The sequence below is a fragment of the Streptomyces avicenniae genome, from assembly GCF_000719135.1.
GTDB lineage: Bacteria > Actinomycetota > Actinomycetes > Streptomycetales > Streptomycetaceae > Streptomyces > Streptomyces avicenniae.
On record NZ_JOEK01000001.1, the window covers coordinates 327024 to 346530 of the forward strand.

At 72.9% G+C, this 19507-nt stretch carries 23 protein-coding genes, 1 tRNA gene and 1 pseudogene; 16 read left to right on the plus strand and 9 right to left on the minus strand.

Annotation, left to right across the window (positions count from 1 at the left end):
• Positions 1-13: 13 nt before the first annotated feature.
• Genes IF27_RS01485 through IF27_RS01495 form a run of 3 tightly spaced genes read right to left on the minus strand, consistent with a single transcriptional unit; the run spans position 14 to position 3894 of the window.
• Entirely contained in the window at positions 14-1411 is a 1398-nt protein-coding gene (locus tag IF27_RS01485) for a cryptochrome/photolyase family protein (RefSeq protein ID WP_052847385.1), read from the minus strand.
• Positions 1408-2940 (minus strand): SDR family oxidoreductase, encoded by a 1533-nt coding sequence (locus tag IF27_RS01490; RefSeq protein ID WP_052847386.1) that lies wholly within the window; start codon positions 2938-2940, stop codon positions 1408-1410. The genes IF27_RS01485 and IF27_RS01490 overlap by 4 nt, the downstream gene beginning before the upstream one ends.
• A 57-nt stretch (positions 2941-2997) precedes the next feature.
• On the minus strand, positions 2998-3894 hold the full coding sequence (locus IF27_RS01495; protein WP_052847387.1) for a MurR/RpiR family transcriptional regulator: 897 nt from the start codon (positions 3892-3894) through the stop codon (positions 2998-3000).
• A 205-nt stretch (positions 3895-4099) separates the two neighbouring features.
• On the opposite strand from IF27_RS01495, the gene IF27_RS01500 reads away from it, so the two are divergent.
• The gene (locus tag IF27_RS01500; protein ID WP_052847388.1) at positions 4100-4588 is read left to right on the plus strand and encodes a hypothetical protein; all 489 of its coding nucleotides are present in this window, start codon (positions 4100-4102) and stop codon (positions 4586-4588) included.
• A 10-nt stretch (positions 4589-4598) separates the two neighbouring features.
• On the plus strand, positions 4599-5798 hold the full coding sequence (locus tag IF27_RS01505; RefSeq protein ID WP_052847389.1) for a 4-hydroxybenzoate 3-monooxygenase: 1200 nt from the start codon (positions 4599-4601) through the stop codon (positions 5796-5798).
• On the opposite strand, the gene IF27_RS01510 is transcribed toward IF27_RS01505, so the two are convergent.
• On the minus strand, positions 5770-6705 hold the full coding sequence (locus IF27_RS01510; RefSeq protein ID WP_052847390.1) for an AEC family transporter: 936 nt from the start codon (positions 6703-6705) through the stop codon (positions 5770-5772). The two genes, IF27_RS01505 and IF27_RS01510, sit on opposite strands and share 29 nt — an antisense overlap.
• A 98-nt stretch (positions 6706-6803) precedes the next feature.
• Between IF27_RS01510 and IF27_RS01515 the strand changes: the two genes are divergently transcribed.
• The 3 genes from IF27_RS01515 (at position 6804) to IF27_RS01525 (ending at position 9459) form a co-directional block, all read left to right on the plus strand.
• On the plus strand, positions 6804-8231 hold the full coding sequence (locus IF27_RS01515; protein ID WP_052847391.1) for a M28 family peptidase: 1428 nt from the start codon (positions 6804-6806) through the stop codon (positions 8229-8231).
• Between the two features lie 127 nt (positions 8232-8358).
• Positions 8359-8655, plus strand: a complete 297-nt coding sequence (locus IF27_RS01520; RefSeq protein ID WP_052847392.1) for a type II toxin-antitoxin system VapB family antitoxin — start codon at positions 8359-8361, stop codon at positions 8653-8655.
• A 135-nt stretch (positions 8656-8790) separates the two neighbouring features.
• Entirely contained in the window at positions 8791-9459 is a 669-nt protein-coding gene (locus tag IF27_RS01525; protein ID WP_110945425.1) for a LytR C-terminal domain-containing protein, read from the plus strand.
• A 14-nt stretch (positions 9460-9473) separates the two neighbouring features.
• On the opposite strand, the gene upp is transcribed toward IF27_RS01525, so the two are convergent.
• A complete protein-coding gene (gene upp, locus IF27_RS01530; protein WP_052847882.1) occupies positions 9474-10109 on the minus strand; it encodes a uracil phosphoribosyltransferase in 636 nt (211 codons plus the stop codon).
• A gap of 277 nt (positions 10110-10386) precedes the next feature.
• Between upp and IF27_RS01535 the strand changes: the two genes are divergently transcribed.
• The 6 genes from IF27_RS01535 to IF27_RS01560 all read left to right on the plus strand — a co-directional run bounded on the left by IF27_RS01535 (position 10387) and on the right by IF27_RS01560 (position 14004).
• Complete coding sequence (locus IF27_RS01535) at positions 10387-10965, plus strand: tRNA adenosine deaminase-associated protein (protein ID WP_052847394.1); 579 nt, start codon at positions 10387-10389, stop codon at positions 10963-10965.
• A 55-nt stretch (positions 10966-11020) separates the two neighbouring features.
• Positions 11021-11470: a nucleoside deaminase gene (locus IF27_RS01540; RefSeq protein ID WP_110945503.1), complete on the plus strand. Its 450-nt coding sequence runs from the start codon at positions 11021-11023 to the stop codon at positions 11468-11470.
• Between the two features lie 44 nt (positions 11471-11514).
• Positions 11515-11601 (plus strand) — tRNA-Ser (locus tag IF27_RS01545).
• Positions 11602-11862: 261 nt separating this feature from the next.
• Positions 11863-12045, plus strand: coding sequence for a hypothetical protein (locus tag IF27_RS01550; RefSeq protein ID WP_052847396.1), 183 nt, complete (start codon positions 11863-11865; stop codon positions 12043-12045).
• Between the two features lie 91 nt (positions 12046-12136).
• The gene (locus tag IF27_RS01555; protein ID WP_110945426.1) at positions 12137-12919 is read left to right on the plus strand and encodes an RNA polymerase sigma factor SigF; all 783 of its coding nucleotides are present in this window, start codon (positions 12137-12139) and stop codon (positions 12917-12919) included.
• Positions 12920-13131: 212 nt separating this feature from the next.
• Positions 13132-14004 (plus strand): RNA polymerase sigma factor SigF, encoded by an 873-nt coding sequence (locus IF27_RS01560; protein ID WP_052847398.1) that lies wholly within the window; start codon positions 13132-13134, stop codon positions 14002-14004.
• Positions 14005-14049: 45 nt separating this feature from the next.
• Here IF27_RS01560 and IF27_RS01565 read toward each other — a convergent pair whose 3' ends face one another.
• Complete coding sequence (locus IF27_RS01565; RefSeq protein WP_052847399.1) at positions 14050-14265, minus strand: hypothetical protein; 216 nt, start codon at positions 14263-14265, stop codon at positions 14050-14052.
• Between the two features lie 164 nt (positions 14266-14429).
• On the opposite strand from IF27_RS01565, the gene IF27_RS01570 reads away from it, so the two are divergent.
• The 5 genes from IF27_RS01570 to IF27_RS01590 all read left to right on the plus strand — a co-directional run bounded on the left by IF27_RS01570 (position 14430) and on the right by IF27_RS01590 (position 18112).
• Positions 14430-15713, plus strand: a complete 1284-nt coding sequence (locus IF27_RS01570; protein ID WP_110945504.1) for a ricin-type beta-trefoil lectin domain protein — start codon at positions 14430-14432, stop codon at positions 15711-15713.
• Between the two features lie 82 nt (positions 15714-15795).
• Complete coding sequence (locus IF27_RS01575; RefSeq protein WP_052847401.1) at positions 15796-16260, plus strand: Rieske (2Fe-2S) protein; 465 nt, start codon at positions 15796-15798, stop codon at positions 16258-16260.
• A gap of 29 nt (positions 16261-16289) precedes the next feature.
• The gene (locus tag IF27_RS01580; protein WP_052847402.1) at positions 16290-17177 is read left to right on the plus strand and encodes an LLM class F420-dependent oxidoreductase; all 888 of its coding nucleotides are present in this window, start codon (positions 16290-16292) and stop codon (positions 17175-17177) included.
• 199 nt (positions 17178-17376) lie between these two features.
• Positions 17377-17616, plus strand: a complete 240-nt coding sequence (locus IF27_RS01585; RefSeq protein WP_110945505.1) for a hypothetical protein — start codon at positions 17377-17379, stop codon at positions 17614-17616.
• A 265-nt stretch (positions 17617-17881) separates the two neighbouring features.
• Complete coding sequence (locus IF27_RS01590) at positions 17882-18112, plus strand: hypothetical protein (protein ID WP_190232758.1); 231 nt, start codon at positions 17882-17884, stop codon at positions 18110-18112.
• A 10-nt stretch (positions 18113-18122) separates the two neighbouring features.
• Here IF27_RS01590 and IF27_RS01595 read toward each other — a convergent pair whose 3' ends face one another.
• The 3 genes and pseudogenes from IF27_RS01595 to IF27_RS01600 all read right to left on the minus strand — a co-directional run bounded on the left by IF27_RS01595 (position 18123) and on the right by IF27_RS01600 (position 19474).
• Positions 18123-18617 carry a lamin tail domain-containing protein gene (locus IF27_RS01595; RefSeq protein WP_110945427.1) on the minus strand — a complete coding sequence of 165 codons (495 nt, stop codon included), beginning with the start codon at positions 18615-18617 and terminating at the stop codon, positions 18123-18125.
• Positions 18618-18850: 233 nt separating this feature from the next.
• Positions 18851-19029: pseudogene (locus IF27_RS29835) on the minus strand (IS5/IS1182 family transposase); the annotation flags it as partial.
• A gap of 10 nt (positions 19030-19039) precedes the next feature.
• Entirely contained in the window at positions 19040-19474 is a 435-nt protein-coding gene (locus IF27_RS01600; protein ID WP_052847405.1) for a hypothetical protein, read from the minus strand.
• Between the last annotated feature and the right edge of the window lie 33 nt (positions 19475-19507).

The window sequence follows — 19507 nt, forward strand, 5'->3', positions numbered from 1 at the left end:
CGGGACGGGGCCGTCACCCCTTCCGGTGCCCGAGGAACCGCCCGGTCGCCACGTCGAGGTCCACGATCGGCGCCGGATAGCCGAGCGCGGCCCGCTCCGGCTCCGGCAGCCGCCACGGCCGGTGCACGGCCGCGCCGCCCAGGCCCTCCGCCTCCGCCAGCTCGGGCACCCAGCGGCGTACGTACGTGCCGCGCGGGTCGAAACGGCGGGCCTGCGTGAGGGGGTTGAGCATCCGGTTGAACCGGGAGTCGTTCCCGGTCCCGGCGACCCACTGCCAGTTCATCTGGTTGTTCGCCACGTCCCCGTCCACCAGCAGGTCGAGGAAGTGCCGGGCGCCGACGCGCCAGTCCACGTACAGGTACTTGGTGAGGAAGCTCCCGGCCACCAGCCGCGCCCTGTTGTGCATCCACCCCTCGTGCAGCAGCTGCCGCATGGCGGCGTCCACGAGCGGGTAGCCCGTACGGCCCGCGCGCCACGCCTCGGCCGCCTCCGGGTCGTCGCGCCAGCGGTCGTTTCGCGTGCGGTAGTCCTGCCGGGCGGCGTCGGGGCGGGCGGCGAGGACCTGGTGGTGGAAGTCGCGCCAGGCGAGCTGCCTGACGAACGCCTCGGCGCCGGGACCGCCGCGCCGGGCCGCGCGCTCGCGGACCTCGGTCGGGGAGAGCGTGCCGAAGTGCAGGTCGGCGGAGAGCCGGGAGGTGGCGTCGGCGGCCAGGTCGTCGTGACGCTCCTCGTAGTCGGCGAGCGGGCCGCGTTCCCACGCGGCGAGGCGGCGGCGCGCCTCCGTCTCGCCGCCGCGCGGCAGGCCGGGTGACGGGCCCGCGCCGCCCGGACGGCACAGCGCGCGGATCAGCGCGCGGGCGGACGGCACGTCCTGCGAACGCACCGCGTCCGGCACCCGTACGGCGCGCGGCGCGCCCATGACCGTACGGCGCGGCGCGTCCGCCCAGCGGCGGAAGTAGGGCGTGAACACGGCGAAGTGGTCCTTGCCGCCCGGCGTCAGCGCGCCGGGCGGGACGATCGTGCGGGACGCCTCGTGGACGCGCAGCTCGCGCCCGTCCTCCGCCAGCGCGGCCCGCAGCGCGCCCTCGCGCCTGTCCGCGTAGCCGGTGACGGCGGCGGCGACGTGCACCGTACGGGCGTCCGCCTCCGCCGCCGCGCGGCAGGTCTGCGCGACGACGTCGCCGCGCCGCACGACGAGCCGTCCGCCGCGCGAGCGCAGGCCCGCGTCGAGGTCGGCGAGGCAGTCGGCGAGGAACGCGGCGCGGTTCGGCACGGCGAAGCCCGCGTCCCGTACCCCGTCGTCCAGGACGAACAGCGGGACGACCTCGTCCGCCTCGCGCAGGGCGGCGCGGAGCACGGGGTTGTCGTGCAGCCGCAGGTCGGAGGTGAAAAGGGCGACGGCGGCGGTCATGCCGCGTCGGCGTCGGTGGTGGGCTCGGCGTCCCGGGCGCGGGCCGCGGCGGCGCGGGCGGCGCGTTCCTGTGCTTCCGCCGTGGCGGCGATGTTGCGGACCATGCCCCGGAACACTACGGCGTGGAACGGGCTGACGGCCCACCAGTAGAGGTGCCCCGCCGTGCCCCTGGGCCGGAAGACGGCGCGCTGCCGGTAGAGCGCGCGGTCCCCCGGGGCGGGCTCGACGGCGAGTTCCAGCCAGGCGCGTCCTGGCAGCCGCATCTCGGCGCGCAGCCGCAGCAGCCGGGGCGGCGCGATCTCCTCGACGCGCCAGAAGTCCAGCCGGTCGCCGACGCGCAGCGGCCCCGCGCCGCGTCGGCCGCCGCGTACGCCGGGGCCGCCGAGCAGCATGTCGATCCAGCCGCGCGCGGCCCAGGCGAGGGGCGCGGAGTACATGCCGTGCTCCCCGCCGATGGCGGCGACGACGCGCCAGACCGCGTCCTGTGACGCGTTGACGCAGCGGTGGCGGCGGTCCTGGTAGTGGCTGCCGCCCGACCAGCGGGGGTCGGCGTCCTGCGGGTCGCTCGCGGCGCCGCCCGGGACGGTCGCCTCGGCCTCCCGGGAGGGGCGCAGTGCGAGGTGGAGGGCGGCGTCGAAGCCGAGGGAGCCGCCGGGCGGCTGCGGCGCGTACCGCTCGATGTCCTGCTCGCGGACGACGACCTCGTGCCGCAGCGACTCGGCGAGCGGGCGCGCCAGTTTGCCCGGCACCGGCGTGACCAGGCCGACCCACAGGCCGGACAGCCGGGGGGTGAGGACGGGCACCGGCACGATCAGTCGGCGCCGCAGCCCGGCCTGTTCCGCGTAGCACCGCATCATCTGCTCGTACGTCACCACATCGGGTCCACCGATGTCGAACGTGCGGTTGACGTCGGGCGGGAGCGTGGCGCAGGCGACGAGCAGCCGCAGCACGTCCCGTACGGCGATGGGCTGGACGCGCGTGCGGACCCAGCGCGGCGTGACCATGGCGGGCAGCCGTTCGGTGAGCTGGCGCAGCATCTCGAACGACGCCGAGCCCGAGCCGATGACGACGGCGGCGCGCAGCACGGCGGTCGGTACGCCGGAGGCGAGCAGCAGCCGTCCCACCTCGGCGCGCGAGCGCAGGTGGGGGGACAGCTCCTCGGCGGGCACGCCCTGCGGGGTGAGGCCGCCGAGGTAGACGATGCGGCGGACCCCGGCGGCGCGCGCCTGCTCCCCGAACGTGGTCGCGGCGCGGCGGTCGGTCTCCTCGAAGTCCTTGCCGCCGCCGATCGAGTGGACGAGGTAGTAGGCGACCTCGACGCCGCGCAGGGCGTCGGCCAGCCCGTCGGGGTCGGTGACGTCCGCCTGGGCCGTCTCCACCCGGTCGATCCAGGGGCGCCCGGCGAGCTTGCCTGGTGTCCTGGCCAGGCAACGCACGGGATACCCGGCCGCCAGCAGTTCCGGCACGAGGCGTCCGCCGATGTAGCCGCTCGCGCCCGTGACCAGGCACAAGGGGTGGTCGAGGCTCATGCCCCCATGCTTGGCCGCCCCCCGTGACCCCGCAACCGCAGCCGCGCGCCCTACGGCCTACGGCCTGCGGTCGGGGTCGTCGTACACGCCGAACTCCTCCAGCAGTTCCTCCTCACGCAGCAGCGAGGACCGCACCTCCTGCCCCAGCAGCGCCGCGACCCCACCGGCGAGCGCCTGCACCAGGGAGGTGAAGCCGGTGAGCGACCGTAGGACGGACGGCCCAGAAGCGTCCACGTAGAACACGTGTTCAGCTGACGCGGCCAGCGGCGACGCGGCGTTGTCCGTCAGCGCCACGCACCGCGCGCCACGCTTCCGCGCCCAGGACGCCGCGCGCACCGTGTCGGACGAGTAGCGGTGGATGGCCAGCGAGACGAAGCAGTCCCCGGGACGTACGCGGCGCAGCTCGTCGGTCAGCGTGCCCACCCCCGCGGACACGGTCACCACGTCCTCGCGCAGCATGCGCAGCAGATAGCCCAGGAGGTACGCGGGCGCGTGGCACTTGCGCAGCCCCATCACGTGCACGCGCGGCGCCTCGGCCAGCGCCTGCACCGAGGCGTCCCACACGTCGGGCTCGATGCGGGCGAACGTCCGGCTGATGTTGGCCCGGTCGAGCGCGACCGCGCGCTCCAGCAGGTCACCCCCGTCGCTGCCCAGCTGTTCGAGCGTGCGGAACCGGTTCAGGAGCTGCGCCTGCTCCCGCAGCCGCATGCGGCACAGCCGCGTCAGCCCCGGGTAGCCCTCAAGGCCGAGGGTGGTGGCGAACCGCACGACCGTGGCCTCGTTCACGCCCACCGCCGCGGCCAGCTCCGAGATCGTCATGAACGCCACCCCCTCCGGATCGGCGAGCACCCGGTCGGCGAGCAGCCGTTGCGAACGGGTGAGCACGGGCCGCCGCTCGTGGAGCAGCGCCATGAGGTCGTCGAAGGTCTGCGGTGCCGCCGATTCCGAAGCCATGACCGGATTCTCCCTCCCCGGCCCTGCCCGCCCTCAGGCGCCCGTGACCTCAGCCCGCCCCGCGCCGTTTCCCTCGGAGGGTGCGCGCGCACCCGGGAGGGCGAGAAGCGGAATGTCCATACCGGCGCCATGCGCCACCTTTCCCCTCGGCGACACACGCGACCCACGCGCGGACGGCGCTCGTTTCGCCTCCCCCCTGACACGCATGCTGCTCGCGAGCGACGGCCTGACGACCACCCTCCTCGAAGCCCTCGCCGGTGAACGGCTGCGACTGCACCGCATCGCCCAGGGCCGCACCTCCGCCGACACGGCGGGCCCCGCCGTACCCGCCCTGCTGCGCACGGACGGGCACGCCACGGTCCTCGTACGGCACTCCGCGCTGCTACGCCCGGAAGGTGCCGCGCTCTCCGCCAACCACGTCGTGGCCCGCGCGGGCCCCGACCTGCCCGCCGACATCGCCGCATGCCTGACGGGCGACACCGTCCCCCTGGGCCCCGCGCTGAGCGCGGCGGGAGCCGGTCACCGGCGGACCGTCCTGGACGTGGGCCGCCGCTCGTGGGGGCCACGTCCTGCCTGCTACAAGACCTACCTGATCTGGCACGGCAACGAGCCCCTGGCGCTGGTCCACGAGCTGTTCCACCCGGACCTCGTGCCCCCCTGCCGACCCGACCGATCCCGCTCCCCCGACGGCTGAGAGGACCCCCATGCCCGCGCGCACACTCCGCACCCAGGTCGGCATCATCGGCGCCGGACCTGCCGGGCTCGTCCTGGCGAACCTGCTGACGGCCGCGGGCATCGACTGCGTCGTCCTGGAACGGCACAGCCGGGCCCGCGTCGAACGCCGTGCCCGCGCCGGGCTCGTCGAGCAGCGCACCGTGCGCCTGCTGGACGCGCACGGCCTCGCCGACCGCCTCCTCGCCGACGGCATCCCCCACGGGTGGTGCGACTTCCTCTGCCTCGGCCGCGTCATACGCCTCGACTACGGCGCGCTCTCGGGCGCGCGGCACCGGGTGTATCCGCAACAGCTCCTCGTCCGCGACCTGATAGCCAGCCTGGACGCGGCGGGCCGACCGCCGCTGTTCGAGTGCGCGGCGGTCGCCGTCGAGGACATCCACGGCCCCCGCGCCACCATCCGCTGCGAGGACGGCCCGACCGTCGTCTGCGACCACGTCGTCGGCTGCGACGGCCCGAAGGGCCTGGCGCGCGGCGCGCTCTCCCCCGCCGCCACCGCCCACCGGCGGCGCTACCCGTACGACTGGCTCGCCGTCCTCGCCGAGGTGGACCGCCCGGTCCCCGGCGTGGTGTACGGGCTGCACCAGAACGGCTTCGCGGGCATGATGCCGCGTTCCCCCCGCATAGCGCGCTTCTACCTCCAATGCCCGCCGGGCGACACCCTGTCCGCCTGGCCCGCCCCCCGCGTCCTTTCCGAACTACGCCGCAGGCTGAACGGCGCGCACCTCCCCCGTATCGGCGCCCTCACCGAGACCCGCATGCTGCGCATGCGCGCCGACGTCACGGAACCCATGGCACGCGGACGGCTGCTGCTGGCGGGCGACGCCGCGCACGTCCTCACGCCGTCGGGCGCCAAGGGCATGAACCTGGCCGTCGCCGACGCCGCCGACCTCGCCGAGGCCCTGATCAGCGGCCCGGCCGCGCTCGACGGGTACACCGCCAGGCGCCTGCCCGACGTGTGGCGCACCCAGGAGTTCTCCGACCGGCTGCTCGGCCTGCTGCACCTGCCCGCGGGGTCGGAGGCGGCGGCCGATCCACGCTTCGCGCTGCGGCTGCGCCTGGCCACGCTGGAGCGGCTCGCCGTACCGGGCCCGTTCTCCGTGGCGTTCGCGCACAGTTACGCGGGCTCGGGCGAGGAGCCCGTCAGCCCAGCAGGGCCGCGACAACCGTGAGTACGGGTACGGACAGCGCCGTGGACAGCAGCACCGACTCACGCGCGAGCCGCACGCCGACGCCGTACCGGGACGCGTACGTGAAGAGGTTCTGCGCGGCGGGCAGCGCGGCCAGCACGACGACATGCAGTTGCTCGTCCGCGTCGAGGGAGAAGGCCACCGCCAGCAGCCACGCCACCAGCGGCTGCCCCACCGACTTCACCGCGACGGACACGAGCACGGGGACGCGTTCCGGGCCACGCGCGGGCATCGCGGCGCCGCGCAGGGAGATGCCGAACGCGAGCAGCACGGCGGGCACTGCCATGTTGCCGATCAGCACGGCGGGGTCGAACACCGCGCGTGGCACGGTCCACCCGGAGGCGGCGACGGTCACCCCGGCGAGTGAGCCGACGACGACGGGATTCCGGAAGGGGGTGAGGAGCCTGTGCAGCACGGAAGGGCGGGAGCCACTGTCCGCGTCGGTGTCCCGCGTCACGAGGTCGAGCACGGTCAGTGCGACGGGCGACAGGGTGAGCTGCTGGAGAAGCAGCACGGGCGCGACGAGCGACGCGTCGCCGAGTACGTACACCGCGATGGGAATTCCGAGGTTACCGGCGTTGACGTAGGAGGCGCACAGGGCACCGACGGTCGTAGGGCCGACACCCCAGCGCGCCGACGCGCCCACCACGACGAAGACGGCGCACGCGATCAGTGTCGCGAGCGCGGTGACCAGCAGCGGGCGCGACAGGATGACGCCGAGGTCGGCCTCCGCCAGCGTGGTGAACAGCAGGGCGGGCGTCGCCACGTGGAACGCCAGCCTGGTCAGCACCTCACGCCCGTTCCCACCGAGCGAACCGCGCAGCCCCAGGACATATCCGGTCGCGATGACAACGGCGATGATCGCGAACCCGGTGATCACGCCCCCCATGCGCGCACTCTCGAACGAATCCGGTCACAGGTCAACGTGACGTCCGCTACCCGCCGCTCCCCACGGACACGCCAAACCGTGCGATACCGTCCCGTTCCGTGACAGCACGCCGCCTCGCGAGCCTCCTGGCCGCAGCCACCGCCACGCTCCTCACCGTCCCCCTCCTCGTCGGCGCAGCCCCCACCGCGACGCCGCGCCAGAACCCCTCACCCGACGCCTTCGCCGACGCCCTCGCCGACCGCGCCACCGCGCAGGGCGCCATGCGCCACCTCGCCGCGTTCCAGCGCATCGCCGACGCCTCCGACGGCAACCGCGCCGCGGGCACCCCGGGCCACGAACGCTCCGCGCGCTACGCGGGCACGCTCCTCGCCGCCGCGGGCTACGACGTGACGTACCAGCGCTTCCCCTTCTCCTACCGCGAGGCCGTCACCGAGCGCCTCACCCAACTCACCCCGGAACAGCGCGACATCCCCGTCCGGACCCTCACCTACACGCCCGCCACCCCCGACGGCGGCATCGAGGCGCCCCTCACCGACGCGGGCACCGCCTGCGCCCCCGCGCCCGCCCCCGACGCGTACGCCGGGCACATCGTCCTCGTCACCCGGGGCGACTGCACGTTCGCCGAGAAGCAGGCGAACGCCGCCGCGGGCGGCGCCCTCGCCGCCGTCGTCGCCAACAACGCGGAAGGCCCGCTCCGCGGCACCCTCGGCAGCCCGGAGGCCGACAGCATCCCCGTCGGCGGCATCACCCGCGCGGACGGCGCCGCCCTCGCCACCGCCCTCACGGACGCGGGCGACGCGGGCGGCGCCCCCGTGACGCTCCGGCTCGAACTGGCCGAACTCGCCGAGGACCGCGAGACGGTCAACGTCATCGCCGAGACCCCGGGCGGCGACCCCGACCACGTCGTCATGGCGGGCGCCCACCTCGACTCCGTCGCGGACGGCCCCGGCATCAACGACAACGGCTCGGGCTCCGCCGGAATCCTGGAGACCGCGCTACGCCTCGCCGAGGCCGACCCCGAGGGACGCGCCCCGCACCGCGTCCGCTTCGCCCTGTGGTCCGCCGAGGAGTCCGGCCTGCTCGGCTCAGAGCACTACGTGGCCGACCTCACCCGAGGCCAGCTGTCCGACATCGCGCTCTACCTCAACTTCGACATGATCGGCTCACCGAACCACGGCCTGTTCGTGCAGGCCGAGGACACCGCGATCGCCGCCGACCTCACCGCGTTCCTCGGCGACGAGGGCCACACGGCGGGCTCCGTCCCCTTCGACGGACGCAGCGACTACGCGCCGTTCCACGAGGCCGGGGTCCGCGTCGGCGGGGTCTTCACCGGCGCGGAAGGCGCCAAGACGGCCGCCGAGGCGGAGCTGTGGGGCGGCACCGCCGACACGCCCTACGACCCCTGTTACCACCAGGCGTGCGACGACCTGGCCAACATCAGCCGGGACGCGCTCGCCGTCACCGTCCGCCTGATCGCCCACAGCGTCGGCGGCTACGCCTGGCAACTCCCCCACAGCGCGCCCTGATTCACACCCCGCACTCCGCGGCGCGACACCGCCGCGGCCCCGACGACGGGCCCCTCGGGATTCCTCCCATCGGCCGCCCGCCGACCGGAGGCTGCGGCGGCGGGCCCCAGCCCGGTAGGCTTCCCGTGTGATCTTCAAGCGCATCGGAAACGGACGACCGTACCCCGACCACGGCCGGGACAACACCCGGCAGTGGGCGGACGTCGCACCGCGCCCGGTCCGGCTCGACCAGCTGATCACCACGAAACAGCAGCTCGACCTGGAAACACTGCTCGCCGAGGACTCGACCTTCTACGGCGACCTCTTCGCCCACGTCGTCAAGTGGCAGGGCGACCTGTACCTGGAGGACGGCCTGCACCGCGCGGTCCGCGCCGCGCTCCAGCAGCGGCAGGTCCTGCACGCCCGGGTCCTCGAACTCGGCTGAGCCCGCCGCACGGGCGCCGCGCCCCGCGCGGGGACCACGGCGCGCCCGGCCGACGACTGGGCTGTTCGGGGCGCCCGCCGCCGTTTAGCTGATCATGTCTTGGGCCCCCGGCGCCCGCGTGGCTACGCTGCGGCCATGAGCATGCTGACGCCACCGGGCATGGGCGGCAAGAAATTCCGCGTCACGGGTGACCGCTACCCGAGAATGCGCCGTCCGCGCCGCCGCCGCCGGACCGTATTCGCCCTGTTCACCGTCGTCACGGTGCTCGGCCTGCTCGGCTACGGGACGCTCCAGATCGTCGATGTCTTCTCGGGCGACGACGGCGACCGTCCCGCCGGGGCGGGCGCGCGCAACGCCGCCGAGCGCCAGGACTGCGCGCCGGACGACCCCGTGCCGGTGCCGAAGCCGGACACCATCACCGTCAACGTCTACAACGCCACCAGCCGCACCGGCCTCGCCCAGGAGACCGCCGACGCGCTCGAAGAACGCGGCTTCGTCATCGGCGAGGTCGAGAACGCCCCCGAGGGCCTCGACGGCGAGGTGGACGCGCCAGGACTGCTGCTCGCCACCGCCGCGGCCGAGGAGTCCGGCGCCCTGCGCGTCCTGGCCGCCCAGCTCGACGGCGCCGAGACCGGCGCCCCCGAGTCCGGGGCGCGCGAGGACGACCCCGCGGTCCTGGACTTCGTCATCGGCGAGGACTTCACCGAGCTGACCGCGGCCGACGAGGCCGAACGCCGCCTCGCCGAGCTGGCCAGCCCCTCCCCCACCCCGTCGGCAGAGGAGACGCCCGCCGCCGGCTGCTGACCCACCGCGCCGCGTCAGCCCGCCGTGCCGTACATCCGGTCCCCGGCGTCCCCGAGGCCCGGCACGATGAAGCCCTGCTCGTTCAGCCGCTCGTCCAGCGCGCCGGTGACCACGGTGACCGGCGCACCGGCCAGCTCCTTCTCCAGCCGCGCCACACCCTCGGGCGCGGCCAGGAGACAGATCACCGTCACCTCGTCGGCCCCACGCCCCAGCAGCTCACGCACGGCCGCGACCAGCGTGCCGCCCGTCGCCAGCATCGGGTCGAGCACGTACACCTGACGTCCGGTCAGGTCGTCGGGCATCCGATTGGCGTAGGTCCGCGCCTCCAGCGTCTCCTCGTCCCTGATCATGCCGAGGAAGCCCACCTCGGCCGGGGGCAGGAGCCGCACCATGCCGTCGAGCATGCCGAGACCTGCCCGTATGATCGGCACGACCAGCGGACGGGGATGGGACAGCCGTACGCCGGTGGTCTCGGCCACGGGTGTCGTGATGTCCACCACCTCCGTGCGGACGTCACGCGTCGCCTCGTACGCGAGCAGGGTGACCAGCTCGTCGGCGAGTCGCCGGAACGTCGGTGAATCGGTACGCGCGTCGCGCAGCGTGGTCAGTTTGTGGGCCACCAGAGGGTGGTCTACGACATGGGTCCGCATGCGCCCGACAGTACCGAACCCCACTGACGACCGGCGTCTGACCGGCTGGTTTCCTGGTGTCCGCCCCGGTGGACAAAGGACGACGGCGACATGGAGAGTGGTGCGTGGAGGGAGGAGAGGGCATATGCCCTGACATCCGCCCACCCCCGGGACCGCCGGTGACCCCGGTGACGACACGTACGGACATGCCATCGGTGAACTGCCGGGTTACCCGACAGGACACCCCTTATCTGCCACGATGCTGGTGGCACTGCCTAACCGAGTGGGGAGAGTCACGGTGTACTTCACCGCACTGCTCGCGCGGACCGATGATGGTTGGGAAGCGAGTGACACAGAGCTCGACGACGTGGAGAGTCTGGACGAGCTGGCCGAGCTGGCCCGCGAGTCCGCTCCCGATGACGAGACCGTTCTCGTCTGCATCGAGCAGGAGGGCGCCTGGTTCGGCCTCGTCCGCGTGGACGGCGAGGACGATCCGCGCGTCTATGTCTCCGACGCCGCGCGGGCCATGCGCAGCGCGTACGGCGAGATCCTGCTGACCGACGAGCTGCTGGGCCGGCGGCCGGAGGACGACGACGTGCTGGACGGCCTCACGGGCCTCGACGACGACGCCGGGGACGGCGTGGACGGCGTGGACGAGGGTGACGACGACGGCGGACCGGCCGCCGCCGGACGCGAGGACGACGGCGACGAGGGGACGGGCGGCCAGGACGTGCCGCGCGGTCCGCTCGGCGACCCGGGTCTGCTCACCGACCTCGGCATCGACGCCGCGGTGGTGCGGGGCCTCACGCCCGACGACGCGCTGAGCGAGATCGCCGACGCCCTGGGCTGCGCGGACGTGCTGGAGGCGGTCAGGTGACGGACCCCGGCGCCCGGTGACGGGCGACCCGCTGCGGGACCCGTGGCACCCGGCGATGCGCCGGGCCCTGGCACGGGCCACCGCGGCCGGGCACGCGGGCGACGTCCCCGTGGGCGCGGTCCTGCTGGGCCCCGGCGGCCCGGCGGGCGAGGAGCTGGCGGCCACGCGCAACGAGCGCGAGGCCACCGGCGATCCGACCGCGCACGCCGAGATACTGGCGCTGCGCGCGGCGGCGGCCCGGCTCGGGAGCTGGCGGCTGGCGGGCTGCACGCTGGTCGTCACCCTCGAACCGTGCACGATGTGCGCCGGGGCCGCCGTCCTGGCGCGTGTGGACCGGGTCGTCTACGGGGCGCGCGAGCCGAGGACGGGCGCGGCGGGCTCGCTGTGGGACGTGCTGCGCGACCGGCGGCTCAACCACCGGCCCGAGGTGATCGGCTCGGTCATGGCCGACGCGTGCGCCGAGCTGCTGACCGGCTTCTTCCGCCCGGCGCCCGAGAGCGGCTGAGCGGCGATTTCTGCGCGGGCCGCGCCGTGGGTTAGGCTACCCCCGGTAGCGTGTCCGAGCGGCCGAAGGAGCTCGCCTCGAAAGCGAGTGTGGGGGCAACTCCACCGAGGGTTCAAATCCCTCCGCTACCGCTTCTGAGCAGGACGTACGAGAGGGCGGACCCCACGGGGCCCGCCCTCTCGCCGTTCCGCCGCCGCTGCGCAGGTCCCCACGGACGACGCCGAACCGCCGTACCCGGCGCCCGACTTACGGGCCCGCACCGGACCGCCCCCCGACCGGATCGATCGGACGATACGTTCGTACTCCCGGAGGCCACGGGCGCGTGGTTCAATGTGCCCCGGCCCGGCACCGCGCGGGCCGTTTCCCGAGGCGAACGCCCGAGAGGGGCGCCGATGAGCAAGCTCCCGCAGTCACGGGCCGCCCGCAGGTTCGGGCTGTTCCTGGCGGCCGTCCTCGTGCTCTACGCGGCCGTCACCTACCCCGCCAGGTCCGCCGAGTTCACCGCGCTGATGTTCGCCGCGGTGGCCGACGCGACCGAGGGCGTGGGCGAGCTGGTCACCGATCCCCTGCCTTAACACGGCGACACACGGTGCTTGCGCACGGTGGATATGTCTTGTGATGCTATGACTGCTTTTGCGGCGAGTGCACCGTAAGGGGTGGTCGGCAGTGGCGGTGACGCAGACCAGGGGCGCCAAGGCGCGCGCGCTGACGCGCACGCTGTTCGAGCAGTTGGACCGCCATGACGCCGGGAGCACCGGGCACGCGCGGGTGCGGGGGGCGCTCATCGAGGCCAACCTGCCGCTCGTCCACTACGCCGCGCTCCGCTTCCGCAGCCGCAACGAGCCGATGGAGGACATCGTCCAGGTCGGCACCATCGGCCTCATCCACGCGATCGACCGCTTCGACCACGGCCGCGGCGTCCAGTTCGCCACGTTCGCGCTGCCGACGATCGTCGGCGAGATCCGCCGCTACTTCCGCGACAGCGTGCGGACCGTCCATGTCCCGCGCAGGCTCCACGAGCTGTGGGTCCAGGTGCGGACCGCCGCCGAGGACCTCACGGTGGCGCTGGAACGGACCCCCACCGCGGCCGAGATCGCCGACCGGCTGCGCGTGCCGGAGGAAGAGGTCCTCGCCAGCGTGGACGCGGGCCGCGCCTACCGCGTGTCCTCGCTTGAGGCGGACAAGGAGCACGACGAGGGCGCGCCGGGGCTGATCGACCGGCTCGGCTACGAGGACCCCGGGCTCGCGGGCGTCGAACACCGCGCGCTCGTACGCCACCTCCTCGTCCAGCTCCCCGAACGGGAGCGCCGCGTCCTGCTGATGCGCTATTACCGGAACCTGACGCAGTCACAGATCAGCGCGGAGCTGGGTGTTTCGCAGATGCACGTGTCCCGGCTGCTCGCCCGGAGCGTCACCCGGCTCCGATCCGCAAACCCTGTCGAGAAGTAACTCCGACGAGCGACCCAACTCCGGGAACTTCCACACCAGCTGTGCCGTTTTATCGACATGAAGCTACGTCGCGTTGATGACATGTGACATTCTGTTGGAACCGCGTTTGCCGTGGCGGCGGGACCGGTATCCACGAGAGGGCGCACTTCTCTCGTCGGAAGTCACATCGGAAGCGCGCCGTCGCGAACCGTCCACGACCTCAAGGGGGTGGCATGTCCGTAGAACTGGGCAGCTCCAAGGTGCTCGCCACGACCGGCACGCCGCACGTTCCCGCGCCGCACGTACCCTCGTTGCCGCCAGACCCTCCCGTGCAGACCGACAACCTCGACACGCGCACGCTGTCCCGGTCCCTGTTCCAGCGCCTCGCCGGGCTCGACGCGGACAGCCCGGAGCGTGGTTACGTCCGTGACACCCTCATCGAGCTGAACCTGCCGCTGGTCCGCTACGCGGCGGCCCGCTTCCGCAGCCGGAACGAGCCGATGGAGGACATCGTCCAGGTCGGCACGATCGGCCTCATCAAGGCGATCGACCGTTTCGACTGCGAACGCGGCGTGGAGTTCCCGACGTTCGCGATGCCGACCGTCGTCGGCGAGATCAAGCGCTTCTTCCGTGACACGTCCTGGTCCGTGCGCGTCCCGCGCCGGCTCCAGGAGCTGCGGCTGGCCCTCACCAAGGCCAGCGACGAGCTGTCCCAGCGGCTCGACCGCTCCCCGACCGTCGCCGAACTCGCCGTCTGCCTCGGGGTGTCCGAGGAAGAGGTCGTGGACGGCCTCGCGGTGGGCAACGCCTACACCGCCAGCTCCCTCGACTCCCCCGCGCCCGAGGAGGACGGCGGCGAGGGCTCGCTGGCCGACCGTCTCGGGTACGAGGACAGCGCCCTGGAGGGCGTCGAGTACCGCGAGTCCCTCAAGCCCCTGCTCGCCCGACTGCCCGCGCGCGAACGGCGGATCATCATGCTCCGCTTCTTCGCCAACATGACGCAGTCCCAGATCGGCGACGAGGTCGGCATCTCGCAGATGCACGTCTCGCGGCTTCTCACGCGCACGCTCGCGCAGTTGCGCGAAGGTCTCACGGCCGAGGAGTGACGGGGCCCGGACCGGCAGCGTGACGCTCGCCGGTCCGGGGAGGATTCAGCCGAGCGCCAGGAAGACGACGACGGCGATCACCGCGACGGCCGCGACGACACCGACGATCAGCCCGACGCGCGGGCCCGACGACGGGGCCGCGGGCGCGGCGGGGCCGTTCAGTGGCGTGCCTCCGTCATTGACGAACGCCTGGAACATCTGCGTACTTCCGGCCGTGTCGGGGTTCTGGGAACCGTACGGCTGCTGCTGATTGTGGGCCATGCCTGCCGACCCTAGCGAATACCTGGCGGGCACGGTCACTCCGGTCCGCCGGTGTCTCCTCCTGGGGCGGGCGTGAACGGTGGGACGCACCCGCCGAGTTCCGGAACTCCCGGTTCACGTCCAGCGCCTTGTATTGGTCTACGCCAACCGCTTATGTCATGGCCATGAAGATACTGTCGCGCCGCCGCTTCCGGCGCTTCTTCGCCGCCGCGGCCACCGTGGTCCTGAGCGCAACCCTCCTACAGACCGCGGCCGACGCCGCGCCCACCACCCCCACCGCCGCCGAGGCACCGGTCGCCGACGCAGCCCCGCTCGCCGTCGTCTTCGAGGACAACTTCGACGGCCCGGCCGGGTCCGCCGTCAACGGCGGTCGCTGGCAGCTGGAGACCGGCGACAACGTCAACAACCACGAACGCCAGTACTACACCGCGGGCAACTCCAACGCGGCCCTCGACGGCCAGGGCAACCTGGTCATCACCGCCCGCCGCAAGAACCCCGGCAACTACCAGTGCTGGTACGGCCGATGTGAGTACACCTCGGCCCGTATGAACACCGCCGGGCGCTTCACCGCGCAGTACGGCCACATCGAGACCCGCCTGCGCGTCCCCCGCGGCCAGGGCATGTGGCCCGCCTTCTGGGCTCTGGGCAACGACATCGGCTCCATCGGCTGGCCCTCCAGCGGTGAGATCGACATCATGGAGAACGTCGGCTTCGAGCCGAGCACCGTCCACGGCACCCTGCACGGCCCCGGCTACTCGGGAGCCCAGGGCATCGGCGCGGGCTACACCCTGCCGGGCGGCCAGGCATTCGCCGACGGCTTCCACACGTTCGCCATCGACTGGGCGCCCAACCGCATCACCTGGTCCGTGGACGGCAACGTCTACCAGACCCGCACGCCCGCCGACCTCGGCGGCGACCCCTGGGTCTTCAACAAGCCGTTCTTCCTCATCCTGAACCTCGCGGTCGGCGGCTACTGGCCGGGCGACCCCAACGGTTCCACGCCCTTCCCCGGCCAGCTCACCGTGGACTACGTGCGCGTGAGCACGGGCGACACCCCCGGCGGCGGCCGTACGGGCCCGATCCGCGGCCTCGCGGGCAAGTGCATCGACGTCGCGGGCGCCAGCCCGGCCAACGGCACGCCCGTGCAGCTCTACGACTGCAACGGCACCGGCGCCCAGCAGTGGACCGTCGGCACGGACGGCACGCTGCGCGCCCTCGGCAAGTGCCTCGACGTCGTGGGCAACGGCACCGCCAACGGCTCCCAGGTCCAGCTGTGGGACTGCACCGGCGGGCCCAACCAACGCTGGACCATCAGCGGCGCCAACGACATCGTCAACCCCCAGGCGAACAAGTGCCTGGACGTGACGGGCAACACGTCGGCCAACGCCACACGCCTCCAGATCTGGACCTGCACCGGCACGGCGAACCAGAAGTGGACCGCCCCCTGACCCACCCGCCCGTGACGGCCCCCGGCGCGCGCCCCAGGTCGCGCGCCGGGCACCCGGGGCGGCCGTGATTCGTTCTCCCCGCATGGACGCCCCACGCACGCCCACGCCACCCCCGTCGGCCGCGCCCCCCGCCGCGAGCCGCCGCACCCTCCTCACCGTCACGGCCGCCTCCGCCGGTGCCCTGGCCCTCACCGCCTGCGGAGCCGAGAGCGGGGGCGGGGGCGGCGAGACGCCCGACCCCGGCGTCGCGACCGGGGAGGACCTGGCCGCGCTGGAGGACGTGCCGATCGGCGAGCCGACGTTCGCCAGGACGGGCGGCGGCGGCGAGGCCTTCCTCTTCCGGTCGGACGAGACGACGGTCACCGCCTTCGGCACGGCGTGCACCCATCAGGGCTGCGCCCTCCAGCCCGCCGGGGTCGAACTGCGCTGCCCGTGCCACGGATCGGTCTTCGACGCGGCGACCGGCGAGGTCGTCACAGGACCGGCCCTGGAACCGCTGCCGACCGTCCGGGTGAAGATCGAAGGTGATCGCATCGTCGCGGAATAACCGCGCAGAGTCAGCGGTTTGACCTCTTCATGGGTACCCAACTGAGCGAGGACATCGGCCGGGTCGGCATCTGGAGCGCCCTGCTGGCCTCCCCCGACCCGGACCGCCGTGGCGAGATCACCGAGACCGCCGCCGAACTGGAGGAGCTGGGCTACGGCACGCTGTGGCTCGGCGGCAGCCCCGCCCCCGAGCGCGCGGTCCCCGCCCTGGCCGCCACCTCCCACCTGACCGTGGCGACGGGCATCACGAGCATCTGGTCCGAGGAACCGGCCGCCGTCGCCCGCGTGTTCGGAGAGCTGAACCGCACGTACGGAGGCCGCTTCGTCCTGGGCGTCGGCGTCAGCCACAGCGCCATACACGAGGAGTACCGCCGCCCCTACTCGTCCATGCGCGACTTCCTCGACGGGCTCGACGCCGCCGAGGAGCCCGTGCCCACCGCGCGGCGCGTCCTGGCCGCGCTGGGGCCGAAGATGCTGCGGCTCGGCGCGGACCGCGCGGGCGGCGCGCACCCGTACCTCGTCACGGCCGAGCAGGTGGCCGACGCACGCGAACGGCTCGGCGACGGGCCCACGCTCGCGCCCGAGTTGAAGGTCGTGCTGAACCCCGACCTCACCGCGGCCCGCGCCACCGCCCGCGCGTACCTCGCCATGTACCTCCAGCTGCCGAACTACACGAACAACCTCCTGCGCAGTGGCTTCACCGAGGACGACTTCGCCGACGGCGGCAGCGACCGGCTGCTCGACGCGGTGTACGCCCTCGGCGACCCCGAGGCGGTCCGCGACAAGGTGGACCAGTTCTTCGCGGCGGGCGCCGACCACGTGGCGGTCCAGGTCGTGAACGACGAACCGCGTACCGTCGTCCCGCGCGAGGGCTACCGACTGCTCGCCGAGGCGCTGTCCCTCGGCAAGGCGGCGTGATCGACTTGTCCCACACCGGTGGCATATGCCGCCGTGCAGGAAAGCCGCCGACCGGATAAACAGGGCACCACAACCTCAAATTTCCCTCTGGAAGCGGGGTCCTGGCCGTTCAGGACCCCGCTGCTCGGGCATGGTGGAGAACGTGAAGCCGCTCACACGGCCTCACGCCAGCGACCGCTTCAGCGTTCGGAGTCCGGCCATGACCCACGAGCCCGCCCAGCCGGAGATAGGCGCGATGGCCTACGACACGTCCCACGACCGGGTCGGCCGCGTCATGGCCCACCTCTCGGGGCACATCTGGCTCCGCCCCCCGGGCGGCGGCCGTGAGTGGACGGCGCTGCCCGAGGACGTGCGGCCCGTCAGCGCCAGCGAATCCCTGCGGCAGCGCGTCGCCGAGGCGAACCGCCGCGCGCGCCAGCAGCGCCACGCGCTCTCCTGACCCGGTGTCCGTCCCCGTCACCCCCGCCGCCGTCCGCGAACGGCACGGCCGCCCGGTGCACTTCGCGCCACCGCAGGCGGTGCGGCACCGGTACCGGCCGCGCCACCCCCCGTCGAACCCCCGGGCGCGGCGCCCGACCGGGTGAGACATGCGGTGCCCCGGCGCCGTGGCCCCCTCCCTCACCCGCCGCTCACGGAGGCTGGTCCCGAGCGCCGGGGCCGTCGCCCCGGCGCACCGCGCCCCGACCGGTCAGGAGACGACGGCCATGCCCGCCGAACCGCTCACGCACCTGCTCCGTCAGCTCAGCCCCGAGAACCGGCAGTGGCTGGAGAGCCAGCCGGAGGACAAGCAGCGGATCATCGCGGCGGAGTGGGAGCCGACCGAAGGGCCCGCGTCCCACCTGCTGGCCTCCATCGACCTGCTCCCCGAGCTGATGGTCGAGACCGCCGCCGCGAACGCCTACGTCCAGGAGATCCGGGACAACGAGGAGTACTGAGCGGTCCGGCTCAGCGGTGGAAGGTCACGTACCCGTTGCCGTCGCGGTCGTGCTTCGCCTTGGTGTAGCTGTGGACGTCGGCGCGGTCGCCCGAGGGCTTGTACAGGTAGATCGTGTCGCCCGCGTTGTTCCACAGGAAGTTGCAGTTGTTGCGGTAGACGACGTTGCTCCCGTCGGAGTCCGTGCCCCGCCCGCCCCGCAGCCGCACGTAGTCACCCGGCTGAAGGGTGTGGTTGCGCGTGAAGGTGAAACGGTTCCCCGCCGCGTCCTTCACCACGTACCCGCGCAGGTTGACCGTCGCGGTGCGCGAGAAGTTCGTGATCACCAGGAACTCCTCGTCGGTGTTCCCCGACGAGCAGCTGTTGGAATCCCGCCCCGGGGCGTCGTACTGGACGCCCTTCACCTTCAGCGCCGAGCTGTACTCGGCGGCCTGCGCCTGCCCAGGGACCAGGACGGCGACACACGCCGAGGCAAGCGCCACGACGGCAAGACGAACAGCCTTCATCACACACATCTCCCCACACGACCCACCCCCCGCACACCCCCTGTGCGCGGCGGAGGCCCCACAGTACAGACGATCCGAACATCAGATGGCCATCTTGCGAAGAGAACCGACCACTTGATCACATCGGCCACTTTTTCTCTCACTTCTGATCACACGCCCCTCGACACCCCAGGGCATCGCGCGCGGCACGGCTGAGGACATGCGAAAGGCCCTGCCGATCACTCGACAGGGCCCAGATTCGTGCGCCAGTAGGCCGCGACCAGCAGGGCACGGTCCTCCAGCGGAAGGCTCCACGGCCGGCCCCTGCTGACTGTCGTCGCAGCACCGTCACCAGCTAACCGAACCGCCGCAGGCTCAGCCCGGTGAACGGGGCCATCCAGGACGGCTCTAACGCCGTGATCACACCAGCCACAGCAAGATCATCACATCAGGGTCAGACGGAGGTCCTCAGCCCAGCTCTCGCAGCGGACGCGACCTCTGGGGAATGAGATCTCCAGAGCTACGCGTCCGGTGTTCGGTTCGTGCTCTTCCCGCACCGCCAGAATGCTTTCCCCGAGGTGATCTGCGAACGGTGTCTCGTTGCCGATCGCTCCCACGGTGACGCGTCCCGAGTCGCCCATGTCGTAGCCGGTGTGCGGCTCCGACTCCTCGACGATCAGACACCCGTCCGATCCAGTTGTGACGTGAACGACTGCACCCCGGTCATCGATCAGCCACACGCCCAGCGGCCCCGCAGGAGCATCGCTGCCATACACATGCTGCGATCCGACGACCCCCGCGAGCAGGCGTCCCACGAGAGTCTGTGCAGCCACCCCACCACCATGAAGCGGGCACCTGTTCGACTTCTCAGCCTCCATCGGCCGACAGTACCGCCAGCCGACCTCCCAACT

What these genes read in the sequence shown, in the direction of transcription:
- IF27_RS01580 (WP_052847402.1), top strand. Translation starts at nt 16,290, where the DNA reads ATGGGTACCCAACTGAGCGAGGACATCGGCCGGGTCGGCATCTGGAGC.
- IF27_RS01540 (WP_110945503.1), top strand. Translation starts at nt 11,021, where the DNA reads ATGCGCCGGGCCCTGGCACGGGCCACCGCGGCCGGGCACGCGGGCGAC.
- IF27_RS01595 (WP_110945427.1), bottom strand. Translation starts at nt 18,617, where the DNA reads ATGAAGGCTGTTCGTCTTGCCGTCGTGGCGCTTGCCTCGGCGTGTGTC.
- IF27_RS01490 (WP_052847386.1), bottom strand. Translation starts at nt 2,940, where the DNA reads ATGAGCCTCGACCACCCCTTGTGCCTGGTCACGGGCGCGAGCGGCTAC.
- IF27_RS01600 (WP_052847405.1), bottom strand. Translation starts at nt 19,474, where the DNA reads ATGGAGGCTGAGAAGTCGAACAGGTGCCCGCTTCATGGTGGTGGGGTG.
- IF27_RS01495 (WP_052847387.1), bottom strand. Translation starts at nt 3,894, where the DNA reads ATGGCTTCGGAATCGGCGGCACCGCAGACCTTCGACGACCTCATGGCG.
- upp (WP_052847882.1), bottom strand. Translation starts at nt 10,109, where the DNA reads ATGCGGACCCATGTCGTAGACCACCCTCTGGTGGCCCACAAACTGACC.
- IF27_RS01585 (WP_110945505.1), top strand. Translation starts at nt 17,377, where the DNA reads ATGACCCACGAGCCCGCCCAGCCGGAGATAGGCGCGATGGCCTACGAC.
- IF27_RS01550 (WP_052847396.1), top strand. Translation starts at nt 11,863, where the DNA reads ATGAGCAAGCTCCCGCAGTCACGGGCCGCCCGCAGGTTCGGGCTGTTC.
- IF27_RS01505 (WP_052847389.1), top strand. Translation starts at nt 4,599, where the DNA reads ATGCCCGCGCGCACACTCCGCACCCAGGTCGGCATCATCGGCGCCGGA.
- IF27_RS01485 (WP_052847385.1), bottom strand. Translation starts at nt 1,411, where the DNA reads ATGACCGCCGCCGTCGCCCTTTTCACCTCCGACCTGCGGCTGCACGAC.
- IF27_RS01560 (WP_052847398.1), top strand. Translation starts at nt 13,132, where the DNA reads ATGTCCGTAGAACTGGGCAGCTCCAAGGTGCTCGCCACGACCGGCACG.
- IF27_RS01500 (WP_052847388.1), top strand. Translation starts at nt 4,100, where the DNA reads ATGCTGCTCGCGAGCGACGGCCTGACGACCACCCTCCTCGAAGCCCTC.
- IF27_RS01570 (WP_110945504.1), top strand. Translation starts at nt 14,430, where the DNA reads ATGAAGATACTGTCGCGCCGCCGCTTCCGGCGCTTCTTCGCCGCCGCG.
- IF27_RS01590 (WP_190232758.1), top strand. Translation starts at nt 17,882, where the DNA reads ATGCCCGCCGAACCGCTCACGCACCTGCTCCGTCAGCTCAGCCCCGAG.
- IF27_RS01565 (WP_052847399.1), bottom strand. Translation starts at nt 14,265, where the DNA reads ATGGCCCACAATCAGCAGCAGCCGTACGGTTCCCAGAACCCCGACACG.
- IF27_RS01525 (WP_110945425.1), top strand. Translation starts at nt 8,791, where the DNA reads ATGAGCATGCTGACGCCACCGGGCATGGGCGGCAAGAAATTCCGCGTC.
- IF27_RS01575 (WP_052847401.1), top strand. Translation starts at nt 15,796, where the DNA reads ATGGACGCCCCACGCACGCCCACGCCACCCCCGTCGGCCGCGCCCCCC.
- IF27_RS01510 (WP_052847390.1), bottom strand. Translation starts at nt 6,705, where the DNA reads ATGGGGGGCGTGATCACCGGGTTCGCGATCATCGCCGTTGTCATCGCG.